Source organism: Pseudomonas sp. R1-7, assembly GCF_051132105.1.
Taxonomy (GTDB): domain Bacteria; phylum Pseudomonadota; class Gammaproteobacteria; order Pseudomonadales; family Pseudomonadaceae; genus Aquipseudomonas.
On sequence record NZ_CP071661.1, the window covers coordinates 1,350,479 to 1,370,510 of the forward strand.

Sequence of the window (20,032 nt, forward strand, 5' to 3'; positions counted from 1 at the left end):
TGCGGTGGGGTTTCAAGGGAATCGAGGATAGTGCAGGGCCCCGCCGTTTTTGTCAGCACCTGGAACCCACATTGGATTTTGTATTCAGGCAAGTCGTGCTCCGCTGTTATCGCTGTGCTGGTTTCACATGCCCCATAAATAACTAAGCCCGGCCGAAGCCGGGCTGTGAGGGTGCCTTCGTGGTTATTAGCTGATGACGGCGCCGTTGGTGCGATCGAAGCCATCTTCAGCGACGGTGTTGCCGTTTGTGCGATCGAAGCCATCTTCAGCGACGGTGTTGCCGTTGGTGCGATCGAAGCCATCTTCAGCGACGGTGTTGCCGTTTGTGCGATCGAAGCCATCTTCAGCGACGGTGTTGCCGTTGGTGCGATCGAAGCCATCTTCAGCGACGGTGTTGCCGTTGGTGCGATCGAAGCCATCTTCAGCGACGGTGTTGCCGTTTGTGCGATCGAAGCCATCTTCAGCGACGGTAGCGCCGTTAGTGCGGTCGAAACCATCGGCAGCGAGGGTGGCAGCGCCGGTGCGCTCATAACCATCGGCGGCGATGGCCGAGCTGGTGCGGTCGAAACCGTCGGCGGCGAAGGTGTTGGCGGCCAGTACGGAAAGGGTCAGGGCGATGATCAGTTTGGTTTTCATGGTCGTGCTCCAGAGTGTTTGGCGTTAAGTGCCTTGGGTGTGGAATTCATATTACGCTCGTTAAATTGATTAAAAAGCGCAAAAAAACGCTCAAAACAATCGACAAAATAGATCTATTGGCAATTGCCACTGGACGGTCAATGAAGTCACTACCGGCGTATCGAATGTTCGTTTTGTTGAGGATGAGGATGGAGGCCAGGCATTAACCAGAGATTAATCTCGGATAAAATCCTTGGACATGCAGAACGAAAAAAGGGGCGAACCTGTCTGGTTCGCCCCTTTCTGTTTGTGCGACTGGGGAAATCAGTCGGTCACGATCCGCGAATGCTTGCGGGTGTCTTTCATGGTGATGTACACCAACAACGACACGGCGATACAGGCTGTCACGTACCAGTAATAGCCAGTTTCCATGCCGATGCTCTTGAACCACAGCGCGATGTATTCAGCGGTGCCGCCGAAGATCGACACCGTCAGTGCGTAAGGCAGGCCGACGCCCAGGGCGCGGATTTCGGTGGGGAACAACTCGGCTTTCACCACGGCGTTGATCGAGGTGTAGCCGCTGACGATGATCAGTGCCGCCATGATCAGGAAGAACGCACCCCACCAGGTCTCGATGGTGTGCAGCGTGGTGAGGATCGGCACGGTGAACAGCGTGCCCAGGATGCCGAAGGCAATCAGGATCGGCCGACGACCGATCTTGTCCGACAGCCCACCGATGACCGGTTGCAGGCACATGAACAGGAACAACGTGGCAGCGGAAATGGTGGTGGAGTCGGAGATGCTCATGCCGACTGTGTTCACCAGGTATTTCTGCATGTAGGTGGTGTAGGTGTAGAACGCCAGCGTGCCGCCCATGGTCAGGCCGACCACGGTCAACAATTCCTTGGGATGGCGCATCAAGGTGCGCATGGCGCTTTCCTTGGCTTTTTCCTTCTTGGTGAACGACTCGGTTTCTTCCATGCCTCGACGCAGGTACAGCGCCACGATCGCACACAGCGCGCCGATGGCAAACGGGATGCGCCAGCCCCAGGCGTACAGCTCTTCGGTGGTGAGGAACCGTTGCAGCACGATCAACACACCCAAGGCGATGAGTTGACCGGAGATCAGGGTCACGTATTGGAAGCTGGAGAAGAACCCGCGACGCTCCTTTGTCGCCATTTCGCTCAAGTAGGTTGCCGAGGTGCCGTATTCGCCGCCCACTGACAGCCCTTGGAGCAAACGGGCCACCACCAGCAGGATCGGCGCACCGACGCCAATGGTTTCGTAGCCGGGGCTCAGGGCGATGATCAGCGAGCCGAAGCACATCAGGTACACCGAGGCCATCAGTGCCGCCTTGCGGCCAGCGCGATCAGCGTACAGGCCCATCAGCCAGCCACCGATCGGGCGCATCAAAAAGCCTACCGCGAAGATCGCGGCGGTTTTCATCAATTGCGCCGTGGATGACCCAGCGGGGAAAAATACTTTGGCGAAGTACAACGAGAATGCGGCGTAGACGTACCAGTCGTACCACTCGACCATGTTGCCGACCGAGCCGCTGAAGATCGATTTGATCCGGCTGGCGGTGGTTCTTTCACGGGCGGGCACGGCAGCCGACCCAATGGGCAGGGCGTTGGAGTTGTCCATTGAAGGATCCTTCGTTTAATTGTTTTTGTGGAGCGCGTGTGGACGCAGCCTGCCAGGGCTATAGCAGGAGCTGTGCCAGGTGGCGGAGGGCCGGTCTAGAGGGGTTTATCGCGCGTGGTGAGCGGAAATCCGCTTATTTCGAGCGGCGGCGTGGGCGGGAATCCGCTTATGGCAGGAGAGGTTTGTCGTCTGAACCAACCTCATCGCGAGCAAGCTCGCTCCCACATTTCGTCCGGCGTACACAGGACCCTGTGGGAGCGAGCTTGCTCGCGATGAGGGCGGTACAGACACAGCAAATTCAGCGGGCCCTTACAAAAACATCTCCCGATTCAACCCATGCCGCTGCATCTTTTCATTGAAGGTGCGACGCGGCAGTTGCAGTTCTTCGAGCACGGCCTTCACGTCACCCTTGTGCCGGGTCAGGGCGGCGCGCAGGCATTGGGCTTCGAAGGCTTCCTGCTGGGCTGCGAGGGACTGGCCCGGCTCCGTCTCCAGGGCGGGCAGTTGATCGAGCCCTAACACTTGGCGCTCGGCGACGTTGGCCAGTTCACGCACGTTGCCCGGCCAGTCGTGGCTGAGCAGATGGCTCAGTTGCGGGCCGTTCAAGGGCGCGGCGGGGCGGCCCAGGCGTTCGGCGGCGCTATGGGTGAAGTGCTCGAACAGCAGCGGAATGTCCTCGCGGCGCTCGCGCAAGGGTGGCAGGCGCAGCTCGGCGATATTCAGGCGATAGGCCAGGTCTTCGCGAAAACGCCCGGCCCGGGCTTCGTCCAGCAAGTCGGGCTTGGTCGCGGCGATGATTCGCAGGTCCACGTTGATGCTCTGGTTGGAACCCAGGCGCTCGAGTTTCTTCTCCTGCAACACGCGCAGCAGTTTGGCCTGCTGGGCCAGCGGCATGCTTTCGATTTCATCAAGGAACAGCGTGCCGCCATCGGCGTACTCGAGTTTGCCGATGCGCTTGCCCTGGGCACCGGTGAAGGCGCCGCTTTCATGGCCGAACAGTTCGGCTTCGAACAGCGCTTCGGGGATGGCCGCGCAGTTCAGGGCCACGAAGGGTTTGCTCGTCCTCGGGCCGAAGTCGTGCAGGCAACGGGCAACCAGTTCCTTGCCGCTGCCGGTTTCGCCGCGGATCAACACGTTGACCGGCAAGGTCGCCAGGTCCAGCACCTGGCGCCGCAGGTTTTGCAATGCACGCGAGACACCAAGCAGGGTGGCGTCGAGCCTGGCGCGGGCATCGGCCTGTTCGTGCAGCCGGCGGTTTTCCAGGACCAGGAAACGCTTGTCCAGCGCCCGGCGCAAGCCGCCCAGCAACGCTTCAGGGCTGAACGGCTTTTCGAGGAAGTCATAGGCCCCGTCGCGCATGGCCTCCACGGCCATCGGCACGTCGCCGTGACCGGTCAGCAAAATCACCGGCAGGTCCGGGTCACGCCTTCGCACTTCGGCCAGCAACTCCAGGCCGCCCAGCCCAGGCATGCGCACGTCGCTGAGGATCACACCAGGGAAATTTTCCGGCAGCTTCGCCAGGCAATCCTCGGCGCGACTGAACAATTGCACCCGGAATCCGGACAGGCTCAGCCATTGCTCCACAGCCGTGCGGATGCTGTTTTCATCATCGACGACTATGACCGAATCAAGCATGCAGTTGCGCCTCCTGATCGATGGGCAAGGTCACGCAGAATACCGCACCGTTTTCATGGTTGTCCGCCGTCAGTCGTCCGCCGGATTCATGGATGATTGCAAAGGAAACCGCCAGCCCCAGGCCGAGGCCATCACCCACCGCCTTGGTGGTGAAGAAGGGGTCGAACACTTGCGCCAGATGTTCTTCGGCGATCCCCGTGCCGCTGTCGCTGACGGTCAGGCGCCACAGTTGTTCATCGGCGTGCAGGCGCACTTCAAGGCGCTTGAGCGGCTGCTCGAGCATGGCGTCGAGGGCGTTGCGCAGGAGGTTGATCAATACCTGTTCAAGGCGGATGGCGTCGCCGCGCACCCACGCCGGACGGGCCAGGTGCAACACGGTGCTGACGTTTTCGTCCCGCAGGCGCGTCTCCAGCAGTTGCAGCGCCTGGTCCACCACCGCCGCGAGGTCGAGGCGTTCGCGCAGACCGCTGGGGCTTTTACGGGCAAAGGTCTTCAGGTGGCCGGTGAGGGCGGCCATGCGGGTCAGCATGTCGTCCACTGGCTTGAGGGCTTTGTAGGCATCGTCGATCCGACCGTGGTCCAACAGCAGGCGCAGGGTTGCCAATTGCATGCGCTGGGCGGTCAAGGGCTGGTTGATCTCGTGGGCCAGCGCCGCCGACATCTGCCCCAGCGCCGCGAGCTTGGCCGACTGCACGAGGCCGTCCTGGGCGGTGCGCAATTCACGGGTGCGTTCGTCCACCAGGCGTTCGAGTTCCTGGCGGCTGCGCTGGCGCAGTTTCGCCAGGCGCCAGCGTTGGTTGAGAAACAGCAGCAGGAACACCAGCGCCAGCCACAACCCGGCGGCGGCGAGCCCGGCGTTGCGCAGGTCTTCGAAGGCGATCTGCGGGCGACGCAGCAGGTGCAGCGTCCAGCCTTCGCTCGTCAACGGCAGGGACTCCCAGAGGTATTCCTGCGGGCCATTGGGTGCCTCGACCCGGGTCAGATGACTGTTGTCGTCAAAGCGCTGCAGCGGATCGAAGGCCAAGGGTTGCAACGGTTGCTTGTCGTATTGGCGCGTGGCCTTGAGTTCGGCGCGATCGTTGTCGGTCAAGGGTTGTAGATGGCGATAGCGCCAGCCGGCCCGGTTGGCGATGAAAATGATCCCCCGCGCATCGCTGACCAACAGCGTGTCGCTGCCCTGGCGCCATTCGCGCTCAAGCTCGGGAAACTCCAATTTAACCACCATCGCGCCGAGGAATTCGCCGTTGTCACCGGTCACTGCGCTGGACAGGAAATAGCCAGGAATGCCACTGGTCACGCCCACCGCATAAAACCGTCCAGTGCCCTGGCTTCGGGTCTGGAGGAAATAGGGACGGAAACCATAGTTGTGCCCGACATAACTGCTGGGCAACTGCCAGTTGCTCGCGGCAACCGCCAGCCCGGTGTGGTCCAGCAACTCCAATGTCGAGGACTGCGCGGCGCCGTTGATTTTTTCCAGCTTGCGGTTCAAGGCATCCTGTTGCGCTGGGCTGACCGGCCCCTTGAGGGCATCACGCAACTGAGGGTCCAGCGCGAGCACGGCGGGCAAGGCACGGTAGCGTTCGATCAAGGTGTGCAAAGAGTTGGCGTACAGCGCCAGTTGCTGGCTCGCGCGGCTGGCGTCTTCTTCCAGGGCCTCGCGTTCGGCGTGGCGTACGGCGAGGGTGGCGGAAAAGATCGCGCCGGTCAGAATCAGCAGGATATATAACGACAGGCGCAAGGGACGGGGCATTGCGGGCATGAAGGTGTCACAAAGATGGACTGGGGCGGGCACGATAGCATGTCATCTCCAGCCGTGACCTCCACGATGCCGAGTCCCATCGAATCACCGTTTAGAAGCCTTGGCCTGCTTCAGCAAAAAAATGTTGTCGGTGGTGCGGTTCTTTTTATATTGAGCCATGCCCTTTTGCGCCTGGTCGATATAGTCCAGTATCACCCCGGTCTGTTGTTGCAAGGTTGAACGATGGATCGGCGCCAGGGTTTCTGGTGTCGTCAAGTTGTTGACGTTGGGTAGCACGTCGCCTGGGTGGATAGTGTTCTTCCTCAATGTATCAAAGGCGGCCTCGGTCGCGGCCCAGCGACTTTCCACAGCCGCTTTCCATTCGACGAGCATTGCGTCGATTTTCTGGATTTTCATGGGAGTCAGCCCCGTCTGGATGTCCTCGGCTTCTTGTGCACGGGAGCCTAGATTAAGGAAATTCGCAATGCCCGGGATAACTGAGCCAACGACTCGATTCATGAAAAAGCCCGCGGCATCAAGGGGGGAGAACGTAAGAGGGTCGTCGATAAGCCCAAGCCTACGGTCAATCGACTCGACCGACATCGCCGATGTCTGAGGTATCAGTGGGCGGATCCAGCGAGCAGTGGGCAGGATGGCATCGGCCGTCATACCGGCTGCGTCGCCGCCGATGTTCCCGCCAACGAGGCCTCCCACATAAGCGACATCGTTGAGGCGCGGAGCCACGCTGGCGAACGCTTCACCTCCGGCGTAGCCACCGGCAAAACCGATGGCGCCGCTGATGGCTTCACCTATCAGGTTCTTCAGCAGACCGGTCTTGATGCCTGTTTGGGTGAGGATGCTATCTATTTGCTTCAGGGCTGTGGCTGATTCGGTTCCCAGTTCTGAAATAAAATCCGAATAGTTCATGATCTGCCATTCGAGTTTGTTTGTTCCTCCGCCATCCAAGTAGCGCAACGGGCTATTCACCACGAAGGCATATAGATTCAGGCCGTCCACATCCCGTGCGGGATCGGCACTCAACCAACGCTGCAACCACGGCGCGTAGTAACGCGCACCGTAGTAATAAAGCCCGCTTGCATCCATTTCCTTGCCGGAGTAACGAACGGTCTTGTAGCTTGCCTCCAGGGCGGAGCGGCCCGCGTACCAGGCGGTTCCGCCGAAAGGATAATAATGCTCAAGGCTGATCAGGCCGCCGGCGCGGTCCAGCTCCAGTGTGCTGGAACCCAAGTGATCATCGAGGTTATAGCGCAACTGATCGGCTTCGATCCCTCCAGGTTGGCCGGCTTCCCAGTGCAGGCAGCGGACACTGCCGTGAGCCAGCCCGAGGGTGAGGACGTGGAGACGTTCGCCATCGCTGGAAGTGCGTATTTCAATGCCCGGCAAATAACGTGTCTGCCGGACTGTGCCTGCGGCTGTGTGGGTTTTGCCGACCCGCTCACCCTGGCTGTACAGATAGGTTTCTTTATCGTCGCTCAGATCATCTTCCCGCTTGATCACCGTGACAGTGCTGAGCTGGTCGCGAGAGTTCCAGGCCAGCGCCGGCGTACCGCTCTGCAGGAACAGCTGGTTACCATGGGTGTCGAACTGCGTGTCGAAATCCGGCTCGGGTTCGCCTTCTGTCCAGCGCACGCCGCGGTTGCTGTTGGGGTCGATGCGCGTGATGTGCGTGTGATTGTTGCCCTCGCGAATATGGCGCAGACGGATCAAGTTGTTGCCGCTGTCGTATTCGTATTGTTGGGCATAGTTGAAGCGGCGGTTCGGGTCTATGGGGATGATCGGTGCCGGCAAGCCGGGTTGCAGGTGCGGCGTGTCACCCTCGAAGCCGCTGGCGGCGATGAGCCGATAGAGCGAGTCGTAGGCGAACTCACGATGGCCGTCCACGCGTTGGTTGGCAAAATGGACGGTGGCGACTGTGCGGTCTTCGATGCTCGTTATGTTGCCTACACGATCGTAGAAGTAGGCCAGGTCCTGGCGCAGGTCCGCCCCGGGTTTTCCTGCCTGGAGTGTGTTCAGCCGGCCATCGGCCGGGTCATAGGTCCAGTGGCTGATGACATCGTTCGCCGCCTCCTGACGCTCGATCTGGCCGGCGGCGTTGTACTGGGCCGCCAGCATGATCGGTTGCGACGCGGTATCGAACTTGAGCTGCAAGTCGACTGCCTTGAGCTGCCCGGCGACGTCCAGGCGCAGGTGCTGGCGATGACCACCTGCATCGGTCTGGCCGATGAGCGCGCCGAGGGCATCGAAGGTTTGCTCGGTCGTATGAATGTCGGCATCGGCGAACATGCGGGCCTGACGCAGGGGCAAGCCGGACAGGCTATAGCTGTCGCAACGCAAAGTGCCGGACGGATCGACTTGTTCCAACAATTGCCCACGCAAGTTGCGACCGGCGTCTTGAGTGGCGTCGCCATAGGTGAAGGTATCGACATTGGCCACGCCGTTTTCCTCCAGGGCCACCGGGCGCAGTTGGTCGTCATACTGCGTGCGCCAATGACTGCCACGTGCATCCCACAGCTGCAAGGTTTTACCCGCCAGCCCCGGCAAGGCCAGGCGCCATCCGGCGTCGACGCTGTCGGTCTGCAGTGGCTCGCCGAGGAGGCTGTAGACGGTCGCCTGGTTGGGCTTGGGGGCGTGGCCGAACAGGCGAGGGTCCCATTGTTCGACGAGGTGGCCGGCGAGGTTGAAGCGTTGACGTGTTGTCAGTGCGATTGCGAGGTCCGAGTCCTGGCTTCGCAGATACGCGCCACGCCGCGCTGGCAGGCCACGACCGTCGAAGGCAATGATGTCTGGGGTACGGCAGTGGACAGCGCTCATCGGTCGATTGCCTCCGTGTGCCCAAGCTGAGCCGGATCTTCAGTTCGGCCCAGTATAAAGTTGACGCATCGAAACCCTGTGAGGTCTGACAGGGTTTCGATGCGAAGTTACCGGAGCATGCTTTTCGCCTGCTTCAATCGGCCAATGGTGGCGTCCATTTCTCTTCTCAGGCTTTGCGGTGTGTCGCCACTGGATTGTCCAAATATCTTGCTTAGCGGCCGGTAGGTGTTGGTCGCGCCAAGCTCCGCCTCGACAAACAGCGTATCGATGTAGTTCATCTGGCTATTCAACACTTCAATCATACCGTCGATGTGTTTTTCTGCCCGAGCGATTTTTTCTTCGGAAAGCTCATCGCTGGCGGCTCGGGTTTCGTGAAAGATTTCGAAGAACCCAAGCACCGTAGAGACGACGGCACCGATTTCGCTGGAGGCTATGTTTCCGCTTGCTTTCAGCGCTATCTTGGTGCCGGTGCTGGTCGCTTCCTTACCGGCTTTCAAGACGTTTCGAGTGGTGGGTGCGCTCACGGCCTGGAACAGATCCCGGCCTTTCGCCGCGACGTACGGGCCGAAATTGAGTTGTTTGTATTCGCCTCTCCTCACGATGCGTTCCGGGTCCAGTTTCCGGCTTTTGAAGTTCACCGATGCGCTCAGGCTCAACCTTTCCAGCGCATAGTCAAGGCCAATGCTCAGGGCTTTGGTGGTCACGAACCCCAGTGTGACGCCCATGACAACGCCTGGTGGGCCGGCGACGCTACCCAGCGCCGTCGCCCCGATGCCGACTGCGATGCCCGCGCCATAACTGATGACCTGGGCACCGACGTGAGCGCCGGCACGTACCGCGGTGGACTGGGCATGGGCCGATGCCGAGCGATGGCTCGCCAGTTGAGTCTGCGCTTCGCTGGCCCTGCGTGAAGTCAGCGCCATGATGTCTTTGAACTTTCGGACCTCTCGGTTCAGACGGTTGTGTTTTTTCCGCCGTTGGTGATCGGCAGCGGCCTGAGCTTTTCGCGCGTCTTTTTCTGCCGGTGTCTCGATTATCAGCCCTTGGTAATCGGTAAGCGTCATCGGGTTGTTGCCGACAAAACCATACAGGTTCAAGCCATCGACGTCCCCTGCCGGATCCGCGCTCAGCCAACGCAGCAACCACGGTGCGTAGTAACGCGCACCGTAGTAATACAATCCGCTGGTGTCCATTTCCATGCCCGAATAGCGCCGGGTCTTATGGTCGACTTCTATTGTTGAGCGGGCGGCTTGCCAGGCGCTGCCGCCAAAAGGGTAGTAGTACTCAAGGCTGATCAAGGCGCCGTGGCGGTCCAGTTCCAGGGTGCTGGAGCCAAGGTGATCATCGAGGCTGTAGCGCAATTGATCGGCCTCGATCCCCCCAGGTTGGCCGGCTTCCCAATGCAGACAGCGGACACTGCCGTGAGCCAACCCGAGGGTGAGGACGTGGAGAAGTTCGCCATCGTTGGAAGTGCGTATCTCAATACCTGGCAAATAACGTGTCTGCTGGACTTTGCCTGCGGCAGTGTGGGTTTTGCCGACCCGCTCACCCTGGCTGTATAGGTAGGTTTCGTCATCGTTGCGTAGATCGTTGTCGCGCTCGATCACCGTGACGCTGCTGAGCTGGTCGCGGGCGTCCCAAGCCAGCGCTGGCGTACCCCGCTGCAAGAATTGCTGGTTGCCGTGGGCATCGAACAGCATGTCGAAGTCCGGCTCGGGGTCGCCTTCTGTCCAGCGCACGCCTCGGTTGCTGTTGAGGTCGATGCGCATGTCCTGTGTGTAATTGTGGCCTTCGCGTATATGGCGCAGACGGGTCAGATTGTTGCCGTTGTCGTATTCATATTGTTGGGAATAATTGAAGCGGCGGTTCGGGTCGATGGGAATGATCGGCGTCGGCAAACCGGGTTGCAGGTGCGGCATGTCGCCCTCGAAGCCGCTGGCGCCTATCAGCCGATAGAGCGAGTCGTAGCTGAAATCGCGATGACCGTCCACGCGCTGGTTGGCGAAATGGACGGTGGCAACGGCGCCGTCATCAATGCGCACGACATTGCCGACCGGGTCGTAGTGGTAGGTCAGATCCTGGCGCAAATCTGCACCGGGTTCTCCCGCCTGGAGGGTGCTCAGCCGCCCATCGACCAAGCCATAGGTCAAGCGGCTGATGACTCCGTTGGCCGCGTCCTGACGCTCGATCTGGCCGGCAGCGTTGTACTGGGCCGCGAGCATGATCGGTTGCGGCGCAGTATCGAGCTTGAGTTGCAAATCGACTGCCTTGAGCTGCCCGGCGACGTCCAGGCGTAGGTGCTGGCGATGACCACCGGCGTCGGTCTGGCTGATCGGCGCGCCGAGGGCATCGAAGGTTTGCTCGGTTGCATGAACACTGGAATCGTCAAACACGCGTGCCTGACGCAAGGGCAAGCCTGACAGGCCGTAACTGTCGAAATGCAACGTGCCGGATGGATCGATTTGCTCCAGCAGTTGCCCGCGCAAGTTATGGCCGGCATCTTCAGTGGCGCCGCCATAAACGAAAGTGTCGACATTGACGTGGCTGTTTTCATCAAGGGCCACCGGGCGCAAACGGTTATCGTAATGCGAGTGCCACCGATTGCCGCGTGCGTCCCAGTGCAGCAGGGGCTCGCGGGCCAGCCCTGGCAATATCAAGCGCCAGCCGGCATCGACGCTGTCAATATGCAGCGGCTCGCCCATGAGGTCGTAGATCATGGACTGGTTGGGTCTTGGGGCATGCCCGAACAGCCGTGCATCCCATTGTTCGGCGAGTCGCCCGGCCCCATCGAACTGTCGACGGGTGATGAGGGCGACAGCAGGCGCCGAAGCCTGGCTACGCAGATAGCCGATTTGCCGCACGGGCAGGCCTCGTCCATCGACTGCGACAATGTCCGGCGTACGAGCGTGTACATCGGTCATTTCAATCCTCCGGCAGTGAGCCCGTCGGTGGCGAGGCGGTATCGTTGTAATCATGATCACACTGGTACCACGGATGGTAGACCTGCCACGCTTCATCGCCCCTGGCATTGATGATCTTGACCAGGCGCCCCGGCGGGTCGTAGAACTGCTGGTCGTGATAACCATGCTCGCGCAGTGACGCGTCGTTGATGTAGCGCCAGGCATCGGCGAAGTAGGGGCGATAGACCCGGGTGACCAAGCCCTTGTTGTTGTACTCGACCCGTTCGCTGACGCGCCAGCGCGGGTCGGCTTCATGCTCCAGCGGCTTGTCATCCTCGCCAAGCTGCAATGAGCCATCCTCCGCCACGGCATAGGCTTTTCCGGGTTCGACCAACTGCTTGCTTTGCAGGGGGCGACCAAAGCCATCGATTGCGCTCACGGCGATGCGGATCTGCTGCAAGGGATCGTCCGGGTAACGATCGGCGCTCAGCACGACACTGTGAGCCGGTTCCCGGGCCGTTGCCTGGATCAGCGCCCAGAGCTGTTCCTCATCGGCGGTCCGGGCTTTGTTTTGGGCCAGGCGAACCCGAGCCGATGCCCGGATGTGACCGCTGGGCAGCAGGTATCGGGCAGCGACCCACGCGTCACGTTGCGTCGATGACACTTGAGCCGGGGCAAGCGAGCCCATCCAGCTCAGCTCCTCGACGCGCACGGCGCTGGCGATCTTGTCCAGGGTTACCTTGGGGTTCGCTATGGCGTAGGCCGGTGACAGATCTTCAGGGGGCAGATGATCCTCGATGGTACCGAAGCCCACCGGAACACCGTTTTCGGTGCCGTGGAACGTCACGCCCAACGGTACCCCCGCCGGTCCGTACAGGGCTTGCTGGATGTTCTCGTTGGCATCGATGATTTTGCGCGGCAACAGCGAGTGATAGTCGTATTCGACGTGGGTGGTGCAACCGTCCGGAAGCTGCACGGTGGTGGCCATCAAATGAAACTCGTCGTAACTGACCGAGGTGACGCCGTGGCTCTGGGTCTCCTGTAATTGGCTGATGTGGAAGAAGCCGTCCAGCGACAGGTATTGGGGAAAACCGATTTTCTTGGACCAGAGATTTCGGGCCTCGTCCTTTTTCTCATCTTCAAGCAGGAACAGCGCCATGGGCTCGAAGCCGATCGTTTCCAGTTGCTCGCGAATGTCGAACGGTTCAGGCACAGCGTCGTAGGCGCTCAACGCCTGCTCGTCGAATTCGGCGATTTCCAACGGGCCGCGCAAGGCCTGGAACAGGATCTCGTCCGATGCGTCACGCACGTAGGTCTGTTCTTCAAGGGCGATCAATACCCGGGCGGTTGTCCATGACGCCGAGTTCTGGTGCTCGACGAAATGTTCGTAGCTGACCTGTTCCGGGCGCAGTCCGTCCGGGAGTGTGCCTTTGGCGCGTTGCAGTCCGTTGGTCCGGGCGCGCCAGGGCAGGCCCAGTCGTTGGCGTTGTCCCTCTTCATCGATAAGGTGTCTGTATTCGGCACGGCTTTCAGTCAGGTGATACACCTGCTGCTGTTCGTCGTGGGCATCGCCCCACCAAGTATTCTCGTATTCATCATCGAAGGGCGGTGCATCGTCCGCAGTGAGGCGGCGGGCGTAATGGACGATGAAACTGTGAGTGAGTTGACCGTAGCTGTTCCAGCCCAGGTTGATAGTGTGTTGGACTTGCGGGTCGTTGATGAAGCCATCGTACTGGTAGCTGACCGTTTCCAGCGCCAACACCAACAGGCTCTTCTGCTCATTATGTGGTTGACGCAACATGTAGCGTTGTTGCGTCACGGTGTACGGTTCGAGCATGGCGGTTGATTCGGCGTGATGGGTCTCGCTGCGCAGTACGTGGCCGGCCAGAGCGTAGGCCATTTCCCGATCGGTCTCCGGGTCGGAACCGAGGATTTCGTCAGCTCTATCCAGATCATGGAACCGGGTCAGCAGCGTGGAGCCCAACGGTGGGGCGTCGGGGTCGACTTCGAAGCAGTCTTTAAGGGGCGGGTCGATATTCCGTCCGGTGTGAAACCACGTCTTGACCAGCACCGGAGCGGTAAAATTCTCGTCTGTTTCGCCGGCTGGCATTTCGCTGTCGAGCTGATACAACCGGCCAAAGCCCCGGAATTCACGGTAATAGCTGTCGTAATCGCCTTCGAAATAGCTGAAGTGCTGGGTCAGGTTGTTACCGGTGATCTCATCGAGCAGTTGCTGGCGCGCCACCAGTGGCAAGGCCATGGGCAGGTAGCAGACCGGCGGCTGGAATAGTTTGACCCGTTGTCGTTTTTCATCCAGCCAGAACTGTGCACTACTGCGGTACGCCAGGGAGCTGCTGCAGCCCATGTTGTTGTTCGTTGCGCTGAGCAGGTAAGGCCGCGCCGTGACGAAATCGTAGCGCCAGTGCCTGGGTTTCATATCCGGCGTGGCATGGGGCACGCTCAGGATCAGGCTCGCACAGCCCAAGCCTTGCAGGTCGGCCAGGGTGACCTGGCAGAGGTTGTCATAGCGCAGGCCGTCGGGCCAGGGCACCTGCAACGCCTCTTGATCCATGCCGTTGCCGCCTCGGTTGAAGTAGATTTCGAAACAATCGCTTCGCAGGTAGATCAGCGCCGGCGCCCCGGAGCCATCCAGATCGGCGATTCGCACCTGCTCGGCATTGAACTCGTCATAGGTGAAGGGCAGGTCACTCATGACAAAACCTTCGCCGAAACGCCCATGACCGAGGTTGGGCCAACACTTGATTTCGTTGAAGCGAATACGGCATAGCTCAGTGCTGTCGCTTCCCAGCATATTGCCGAACATCACCAGCTCACTGCGCACATCGCTGAACAATGGCAGGGTGCTGTCCGGCTCATGGGGAACTTCCACGCCCGCGGCGAACCCCTCTTCGCGCAGGTTGGCATAGAGCCGCACGCTTTTGGGCCCGATCATGGCCAGCGAGCGCAATCCGTCGCCGATCAGGTCGCCCAGCTGTGCGGCAGGGTGCAGGAACTCCGTGGGGAAGCGCTTGAATTCGGTGAACGTAGACCAACTGCGGTCCGGATTCAGTGTGTAAAAACCGCACATTCCGGGCTGGGCGATGACCCAATTGAGCCGGCCGCTGCCGGTCAGGTCGGTAAGCAACTGCATGGCCACCGAGTCTTGGGCGGCGACAGGAATGCTCGGCAGCAGTGACCAAGGACCGTAGCCGATGGCGTCACTGCCACCTTCCGTGGCGCGTTCAGGCTCGCGGTAATACCAGCCATCGCTGTGACGACACAAGAAGCCGGGAACCCCTTCGCCATAAAGGTCGACGCACTGGTAACGCAGGCCGTCTTCCAGTGCGGGCATCGTCTCCAGGGCAAAAAATGCAGCGGGTTCGAGATCGGGTTCGAAGTCGGGGTAGTGGAGTTCTATCGGTGCGTAGTACTCGAACCGATCCTCGGCATCCCAATCTTGATAGTGGGCAGCGGTCAACAGGCTATAGCCCAACTTCGTCGGGGTGTATTCCAACAAAAGGCGCCGCACCAGTGCAGGTTCGGCGTCGGCAGGGAAACGGTGGAACATCAGTATCTGGTGACACAGGCGCCGTGTGCCTGTTTCAAAACCGTATCGGTAGGCGTGGAACGGGTCGGTGCGCAGCAGCCAGGCATCTTCGTCGACGGCTAGCCATCCGGGTTTTCCATCGAGCTGGAGGGTGCGCTGGCCGTAGTCGAATAAAAGATGGAAGTGCCAGTCCCGCTCGGCCGGGTCCACTTCTTCGAAGCAATAAAAGGTTTCGCTGGCCGTGGCGTTGCCGTAGCAGACCCGGCGCAGGTAACGCTGGGCCCGGTAGTCATGGGGGCCGTCGGACTCAGCCGGGTCTGCCGCATATTCGTAGTAGATATGCTCGCCCAACGGGCTGACTTCCTCCAACAGCAGCCATTCGGCGATGCGTAGGGCGTTATTGGGGTCAGCGATGCGCGATTTGTCGTCGTGCCCATAGCAATACAAGCTCCCGTTACTGCCTTGTACTCGCCAGAACCAAGGCTGGCCGCCGTCGGGCATCCACAGCTCATAGATGTCGAATGTACTTTCCAGCCTGGGGTAATAGCGCACCACCGTGTAGGTCATATTGCTTCGCCCCGGGAGCATGCGTGTTACATGCGCCCCGTGGTCGGGCCAACGATCCACTCCATCGGGGCCCACCATGACATCGTCTTCCTGGTAATGCGGCACGCCTTTACTGGTTTTACGGGTGATGCTGGGGATCGGCAACTGCATGCCAATGCCGAACGTGCCGTTGCCGCTCTGGCTGTTGTACTGCAGGGCCAGGGCCGGCGTCAGGTGACGGGCGCTCGACACAGGCAGCGGCAACTCAAACGAGGCAGCGCCTCGGGTACCCACCGGGCCGAGGCTGTTGCCGAACGTTGCGATTGACGCGCTGCCGGCGATAGTGGGCGTGACGATCTGGAGGGGGGCTTGCTCTGCCATGCTGTTTATCCCTTGACCCGCGCCAGGCCTGATTCCTGGCCACGATGAGGATGCCAAGGGCGAGCAGGGATGTAACCTGTCAGATCTGACAGGTCGATGGGTACATCCGATAAACGGTTTTTCTCAGCCAGGTCAAAAGGGACACCGGGCACATGTTCAAAAAAAGGCCGGTGAGCTTGTCGCCCACCGGCCCTCTTGACAGCGATTGAGTGCCAGTTACTGCACTTCCACCGCCAGGCTTTCGCTGATCTTCTGCTGCCAGATCGCCGGGCCGGTAATGTGTACCGACTCGCCCTTGCTGTCGACCGCAACGGTTACCGGCATGTCCTTGACCTCGAACTCGTAGATCGCTTCCATCCCCAGTTCGGCGAACGCCAGCACCTTGGACTTCTTGATCGCCTGGGCCACCAGGTAAGCGGCGCCGCCAACGGCCATCAGGTACACGGCTTTGTTGTCCTTGATCGCTTCGATGGCGGTCGGGCCGCGCTCGGATTTGCCGATCATGCCCAGCAGGCCGGTTTGCTCGAGGATCTGGCGGGTGAACTTGTCCATCCGCGTGGCAGTGGTCGGGCCGGCTGGGCCAACCACTTCGTCACCCACCGGATCGACCGGGCCGACGTAGTAGATGAAGCGACCCTTGAGGTCCACCGGCAGTGTTTCGCCCTTGTTCAGCATTTCGACCATGCGCTTGTGCGCCGCGTCGCGACCGGTGAGCATCTTGCCGTTGAGCAGCACGGTTTCGCCCGGTTTCCAGCTCTGCACGTCTTCCGGGGTGAGGGTGTCGAGGTTCACGCGACGGGCCGACGGGCCGGCTTCCCAGACGATTTCCGGGTAGGCGTCCAGCGGTGGCGCTTCCAGCGACGCCGGGCCTGTGCCGTCGAGCACGAAGTGGGCGTGACGGGTGGCGGCGCAGTTGGGGATCATGCACACCGGCAGGGAGGCGGCGTGGGTTGGGTAGTCCATGATCTTCACGTCGAGCACGGTGGTCAGGCCACCGAGGCCCTGGGCGCCGATGCCCAGTTGGTTGACCTTCTCGAACAGCTCCAGGCGCATCTCTTCGATACGGTTCTGCGGGCCGCGTGCTTTCAGCTCATGGATGTCGATGGATTCCATCAACACTTCCTTGGCCATGACCGCGGCTTTCTCGGCGGTGCCGCCGATGCCGATGCCGAGCATGCCCGGTGGGCACCAGCCGGCGCCCATGGTCGGAACGGTCTTCAGGACCCAGTCGACGATGGAGTCGGACGGGTTGAGCATGGCCATCTTCGATTTGTTCTCGGAGCCGCCGCCCTTGGCCGCCACGTCCACTTCCACGGTGTTGCCCGGGACGATGGAATAGTGGATGACTGCCGGAGTATTGTCCTTGGTGTTCTTGCGAGCGCCTGCCGGGTCGGCGAGGATCGATGCGCGCAGGACGTTTTCCGGCAGGTTGTAGGCGCGACGCACGCCCTCGTTGATCATGTCGTCCAGGCTCATGGTGGCGCCATCCCAACGCACGTCCATGCCCACGCGCACGAACACCGTCACGATGCCGGTGTCCTGGCAGATCGGCCGATGGCCGGTGGCGCACATGCGCGAATTGATCAGGATCTGCGCCATGGAGTCGCGGGCCGCCGGCGATTCTTCGCGCAGGTAGGCTTCGTGCATCGCCTGGATGAAATCCACGGGGTGGTAATAGGAAATGAACTGCAAGGCGTCGGCGACGCTCTGTATCAGGTCATCTTGCTTGATCACGGTCATGAGTCGCGCTCCTCTCAAAGACGGGAACATTCAATGAGGTGCTGTCCGCTTGGGTGCATCGGTCGACGGACGGCACCTCTCAAGGCACGCCGGGCATGCTGGCGCGACGCTAAAAAGGCGCGGCAGTATATCGCAGGCTGGGGCCCTGTGGGAGCTATGGGCTGAAGGTATGAAACGCACGAACCCGTGGCGAGGGAGCAAGCTCCCCGCCACGGGGGTGTGGTTGGCAGCAAAAACTGCGTCATTCTGGGCCATTGCTTTGACGCCATTTTTCTGATCCAGAATTGAATGGTCACTTGCCGAACACGCCACTAAAGTGGCGTCTGGCCTGTAGCGTAGGACCGTTCCATCAGTTCCCCTTTCCCATGGTGAGTCACCGATTGACCCATAACGCCATTCAACGTCTTTTGCTTAAACGTTTCGCCCTCGCAGCCACGACTTATGCGCTGGCGCTGGTGTTGCTGTGGCTGGCGTTCTTCAGCGGCCATTACCTCGACTCGTTGCGTGGCGTCGTCATCGGCACGCTGTTGGTGATTTTGTGCCAGGCCGGCCTGTTCGCGCTGTTCATCACCGATCGCAACTTGCGCTTCGCAGACCCCAGTCTTACGGAAATACAAGTCTGGATCGGCCTGGGCTGGCAGACCTGGATGATGGCGCATCTGGATCAGGCCCGCGGCGTGTTCCTGGTGTTCTATGTGCTGATCCTGCTGTTCGGGCTGTTCCACTTGACGCGGCGGGCCTTCGTGCGCTGTGCGACGCTGGTGTTTATCAGCTTTACCGGCATCACGCTGTGGGACGGCTACTTCTTCCGGCTTCCCGACCCGACGTTGGCCGGCTTGCAAGTGTGCGTGCTGTTTATCGTGCTGGTGTGGCTGGTGCTGTATGCCCGCTACGTCCAGACCTCGCGCCAACGCATGCGCCAGCGTCGATTTGCCTTGCAGGCGCACCAGGACACGTTGCGCGGCATGATGCGCCAGCTTGAAGACCTGGTCGCCACCGACGAACTCACCGGGCTGTTCAATCGCCGCCATTTCCTGCGCCTGGCGAGCCGCGAACTCAATACGCTCAGGCCCGGCATCGCCCATGGACTGGCTCTGATCGACCTGGACCATTTCAAGCGCATCAACGATTTGCACGGCCATGCCGCGGGCGACCAGGTGCTACAGGCGTTTGCCGGTGTTGCCACGGCCTGCCTGCGCGAAGGCGACGTTCTTGCCCGGTACGGGGGCGAAGAATTCGTCATGTTGCTGCCTGCCTGCGACCCTGCGCGGCTGACGGCCTGTTGCGAGCGCTTGCGGCTGGCGTTCACCGAAGTTGAGCTGATCGACCTGCCGGTCGGTAACCTCAGCCTGTCGGTGGGCATGACGATGCTGGAAATGGGCGATGACCTGGACAGCGCGTTGCAGCGCGCCGACCAAGCCTTGTACCGTGCCAAGCGAGACGGCCGCAATCGGTGTGCCGCCGCCTGGGAGAATGTCGATGCCTGAGTTGAAAGTCGCAGGCCAGCAATGGTCGGTGGCGGTGGGCAGCAACCTGCTGGATGCGTTGAACCAGGCCGGTGTGCCGGTGCCTTACAGTTGCCGTGCCGGCAGTTGCCACGCTTGCCTGGTGCAATGCCTGAGCGGCGACGTGCGTGACAGCCGTCCCGACGCCCTGGCGCCGGCGCAGCGCGATCAAGGCTGGCGCCTGGCGTGCCAGTGTCAGGTGGTCGAGGACGTACACATCCATGCCTTCGACCCGCAACGCGATGGCCAGCCCGCCGAGGTGGTGGCAGCGGATTGGCTGGGGCCCGACGTATTGCGCCTGCGCATCACGCCGCAGCGCTCGTTGCGCTATCGAGCCGGACAACATGTGGTGTTGTGGGCCGGTGACGTCGCCCGCCCCTATTCTCTGGCGAGCCTGCCCGAGGAAGACCGCTTCCTGGAGTTTCACCTGGATTGTCGCGCCCCCGGACAATTCATCGATGCGGCGCGACAACTGAAGGCCGGCGACCCGATCCGTCTCGGTGAACTGCGCGGCGGCGCGCTGCATTACGATTCCGATTGGCATGAGAAACCGCTATGGCTGCTGGCGTCCGGCACGGGCCTGGGGCCGCTGTTTGGCATCTTGCGCGAAGCGTTGCGCCAGCAGCATCGGGGCGCGATTCGGCTGATTCATGTGGCCCGTGATGCCGCTGGACACTATCTGGAAAAACCCCTGGCAGCATTGGCGGCCAAGCATCCAAACCTCAGCGTCGAGCTGCTGACCGCAGCCGAGGTCCCCGACGCACTGGCACAGATGCGCCTGGCTTCGCGCCAGACCCAGGCGTTGGTGTGCGGCCATCCGGATTGGGTCGAGACGTTTGCGAAACGCTTGTACCTGGCGGGGTTGCCGCGTAATCAGTTGTTGGCGGATGTGTTTCTTACCCGTGGGAATGGCGGCGTCTGACCGATCGCCATCGCGAGCAAGCTCGCT

General features: G+C 60.9%; 10 protein-coding genes. 2 read left to right on the forward strand and 8 right to left on the reverse strand.

Translation table 11 applies throughout. The annotated features are described in order from the left end of the window. Positions 1-186: 186 nt before the first annotated feature. The 8 genes from J3P79_RS05940 to J3P79_RS05975 form a co-directional block, all read right to left on the reverse strand. Positions 187-636, reverse strand: coding sequence for a heme utilization protein (locus tag J3P79_RS05940; protein ID WP_434608939.1), 450 nt, complete (start codon positions 634-636; stop codon positions 187-189). Between the two features lie 303 nt (positions 637-939). Continuing rightward, positions 940-2,259, reverse strand: coding sequence for an MFS transporter (locus J3P79_RS05945; protein ID WP_434608940.1), 1,320 nt, complete (start codon positions 2,257-2,259; stop codon positions 940-942). Between the two features lie 309 nt (positions 2,260-2,568). Continuing rightward, positions 2,569-3,894 (reverse strand): sigma-54-dependent transcriptional regulator, encoded by a 1,326-nt coding sequence (locus J3P79_RS05950; RefSeq protein WP_434608941.1) that lies wholly within the window; start codon positions 3,892-3,894, stop codon positions 2,569-2,571. Next, entirely contained in the window at positions 3,887-5,653 is a 1,767-nt protein-coding gene (locus J3P79_RS05955; RefSeq protein WP_434608944.1) for a sensor histidine kinase, read from the reverse strand. Before J3P79_RS05955 ends, J3P79_RS05950 begins: the two co-directional genes overlap by 8 nt. 84 nt (positions 5,654-5,737) lie before the next feature. Continuing rightward, positions 5,738-8,464 (reverse strand): RHS repeat-associated core domain-containing protein, encoded by a 2,727-nt coding sequence (locus tag J3P79_RS05960; protein ID WP_434608945.1) that lies wholly within the window; start codon positions 8,462-8,464, stop codon positions 5,738-5,740. 107 nt (positions 8,465-8,571) lie between these two features. Beyond that, a complete protein-coding gene (locus J3P79_RS05965) occupies positions 8,572-11,385 on the reverse strand; it encodes an RHS repeat-associated core domain-containing protein (RefSeq protein ID WP_434608947.1) in 2,814 nt (937 codons plus the stop codon). A 1-nt stretch (position 11,386) separates the two neighbouring features. After that, positions 11,387-15,838 carry a SpvB/TcaC N-terminal domain-containing protein gene (locus J3P79_RS05970; RefSeq protein ID WP_434608949.1) on the reverse strand — a complete coding sequence of 1,484 codons (4,452 nt, stop codon included), beginning with the start codon at positions 15,836-15,838 and terminating at the stop codon, positions 11,387-11,389. 216 nt (positions 15,839-16,054) lie between these two features. Continuing rightward, positions 16,055-17,578 (reverse strand): fumarate hydratase, encoded by a 1,524-nt coding sequence (locus J3P79_RS05975; protein ID WP_039591419.1) that lies wholly within the window; start codon positions 17,576-17,578, stop codon positions 16,055-16,057. Between the two features lie 380 nt (positions 17,579-17,958). Between J3P79_RS05975 and J3P79_RS05980 the strand changes: the two genes are divergently transcribed. Beyond that, positions 17,959-19,065, forward strand: a complete 1,107-nt coding sequence (locus J3P79_RS05980; RefSeq protein ID WP_434608951.1) for a diguanylate cyclase domain-containing protein — start codon at positions 17,959-17,961, stop codon at positions 19,063-19,065. Then, the gene (locus tag J3P79_RS05985) at positions 19,058-20,005 is read left to right on the forward strand and encodes an iron-sulfur-binding ferredoxin reductase (RefSeq protein ID WP_434608953.1); all 948 of its coding nucleotides are present in this window, start codon (positions 19,058-19,060) and stop codon (positions 20,003-20,005) included. The genes J3P79_RS05980 and J3P79_RS05985 overlap by 8 nt, the downstream gene beginning before the upstream one ends. Positions 20,006-20,032 lie beyond the last annotated feature (27 nt).

Bases quoted from the DNA above. Each gene is read 5' to 3' on its own strand.
- J3P79_RS05940 (WP_434608939.1), bottom strand. From the start codon at position 636: ATGAAAACCAAACTGATCATCGCCCTGACCCTTTCCGTACTGGCCGCC.
- J3P79_RS05945 (WP_434608940.1), bottom strand. From the start codon at position 2,259: ATGGACAACTCCAACGCCCTGCCCATTGGGTCGGCTGCCGTGCCCGCC.
- J3P79_RS05950 (WP_434608941.1), bottom strand. From the start codon at position 3,894: ATGCTTGATTCGGTCATAGTCGTCGATGATGAAAACAGCATCCGCACG.
- J3P79_RS05955 (WP_434608944.1), bottom strand. From the start codon at position 5,653: ATGCCCGCAATGCCCCGTCCCTTGCGCCTGTCGTTATATATCCTGCTG.
- J3P79_RS05960 (WP_434608945.1), bottom strand. From the start codon at position 8,464: ATGAGCGCTGTCCACTGCCGTACCCCAGACATCATTGCCTTCGACGGT.
- J3P79_RS05965 (WP_434608947.1), bottom strand. From the start codon at position 11,385: ATGACCGATGTACACGCTCGTACGCCGGACATTGTCGCAGTCGATGGA.
- J3P79_RS05970 (WP_434608949.1), bottom strand. From the start codon at position 15,838: ATGGCAGAGCAAGCCCCCCTCCAGATCGTCACGCCCACTATCGCCGGC.
- J3P79_RS05975 (WP_039591419.1), bottom strand. From the start codon at position 17,578: ATGACCGTGATCAAGCAAGATGACCTGATACAGAGCGTCGCCGACGCC.
- J3P79_RS05985 (WP_434608953.1), top strand. From the start codon at position 19,058: ATGCCTGAGTTGAAAGTCGCAGGCCAGCAATGGTCGGTGGCGGTGGGC.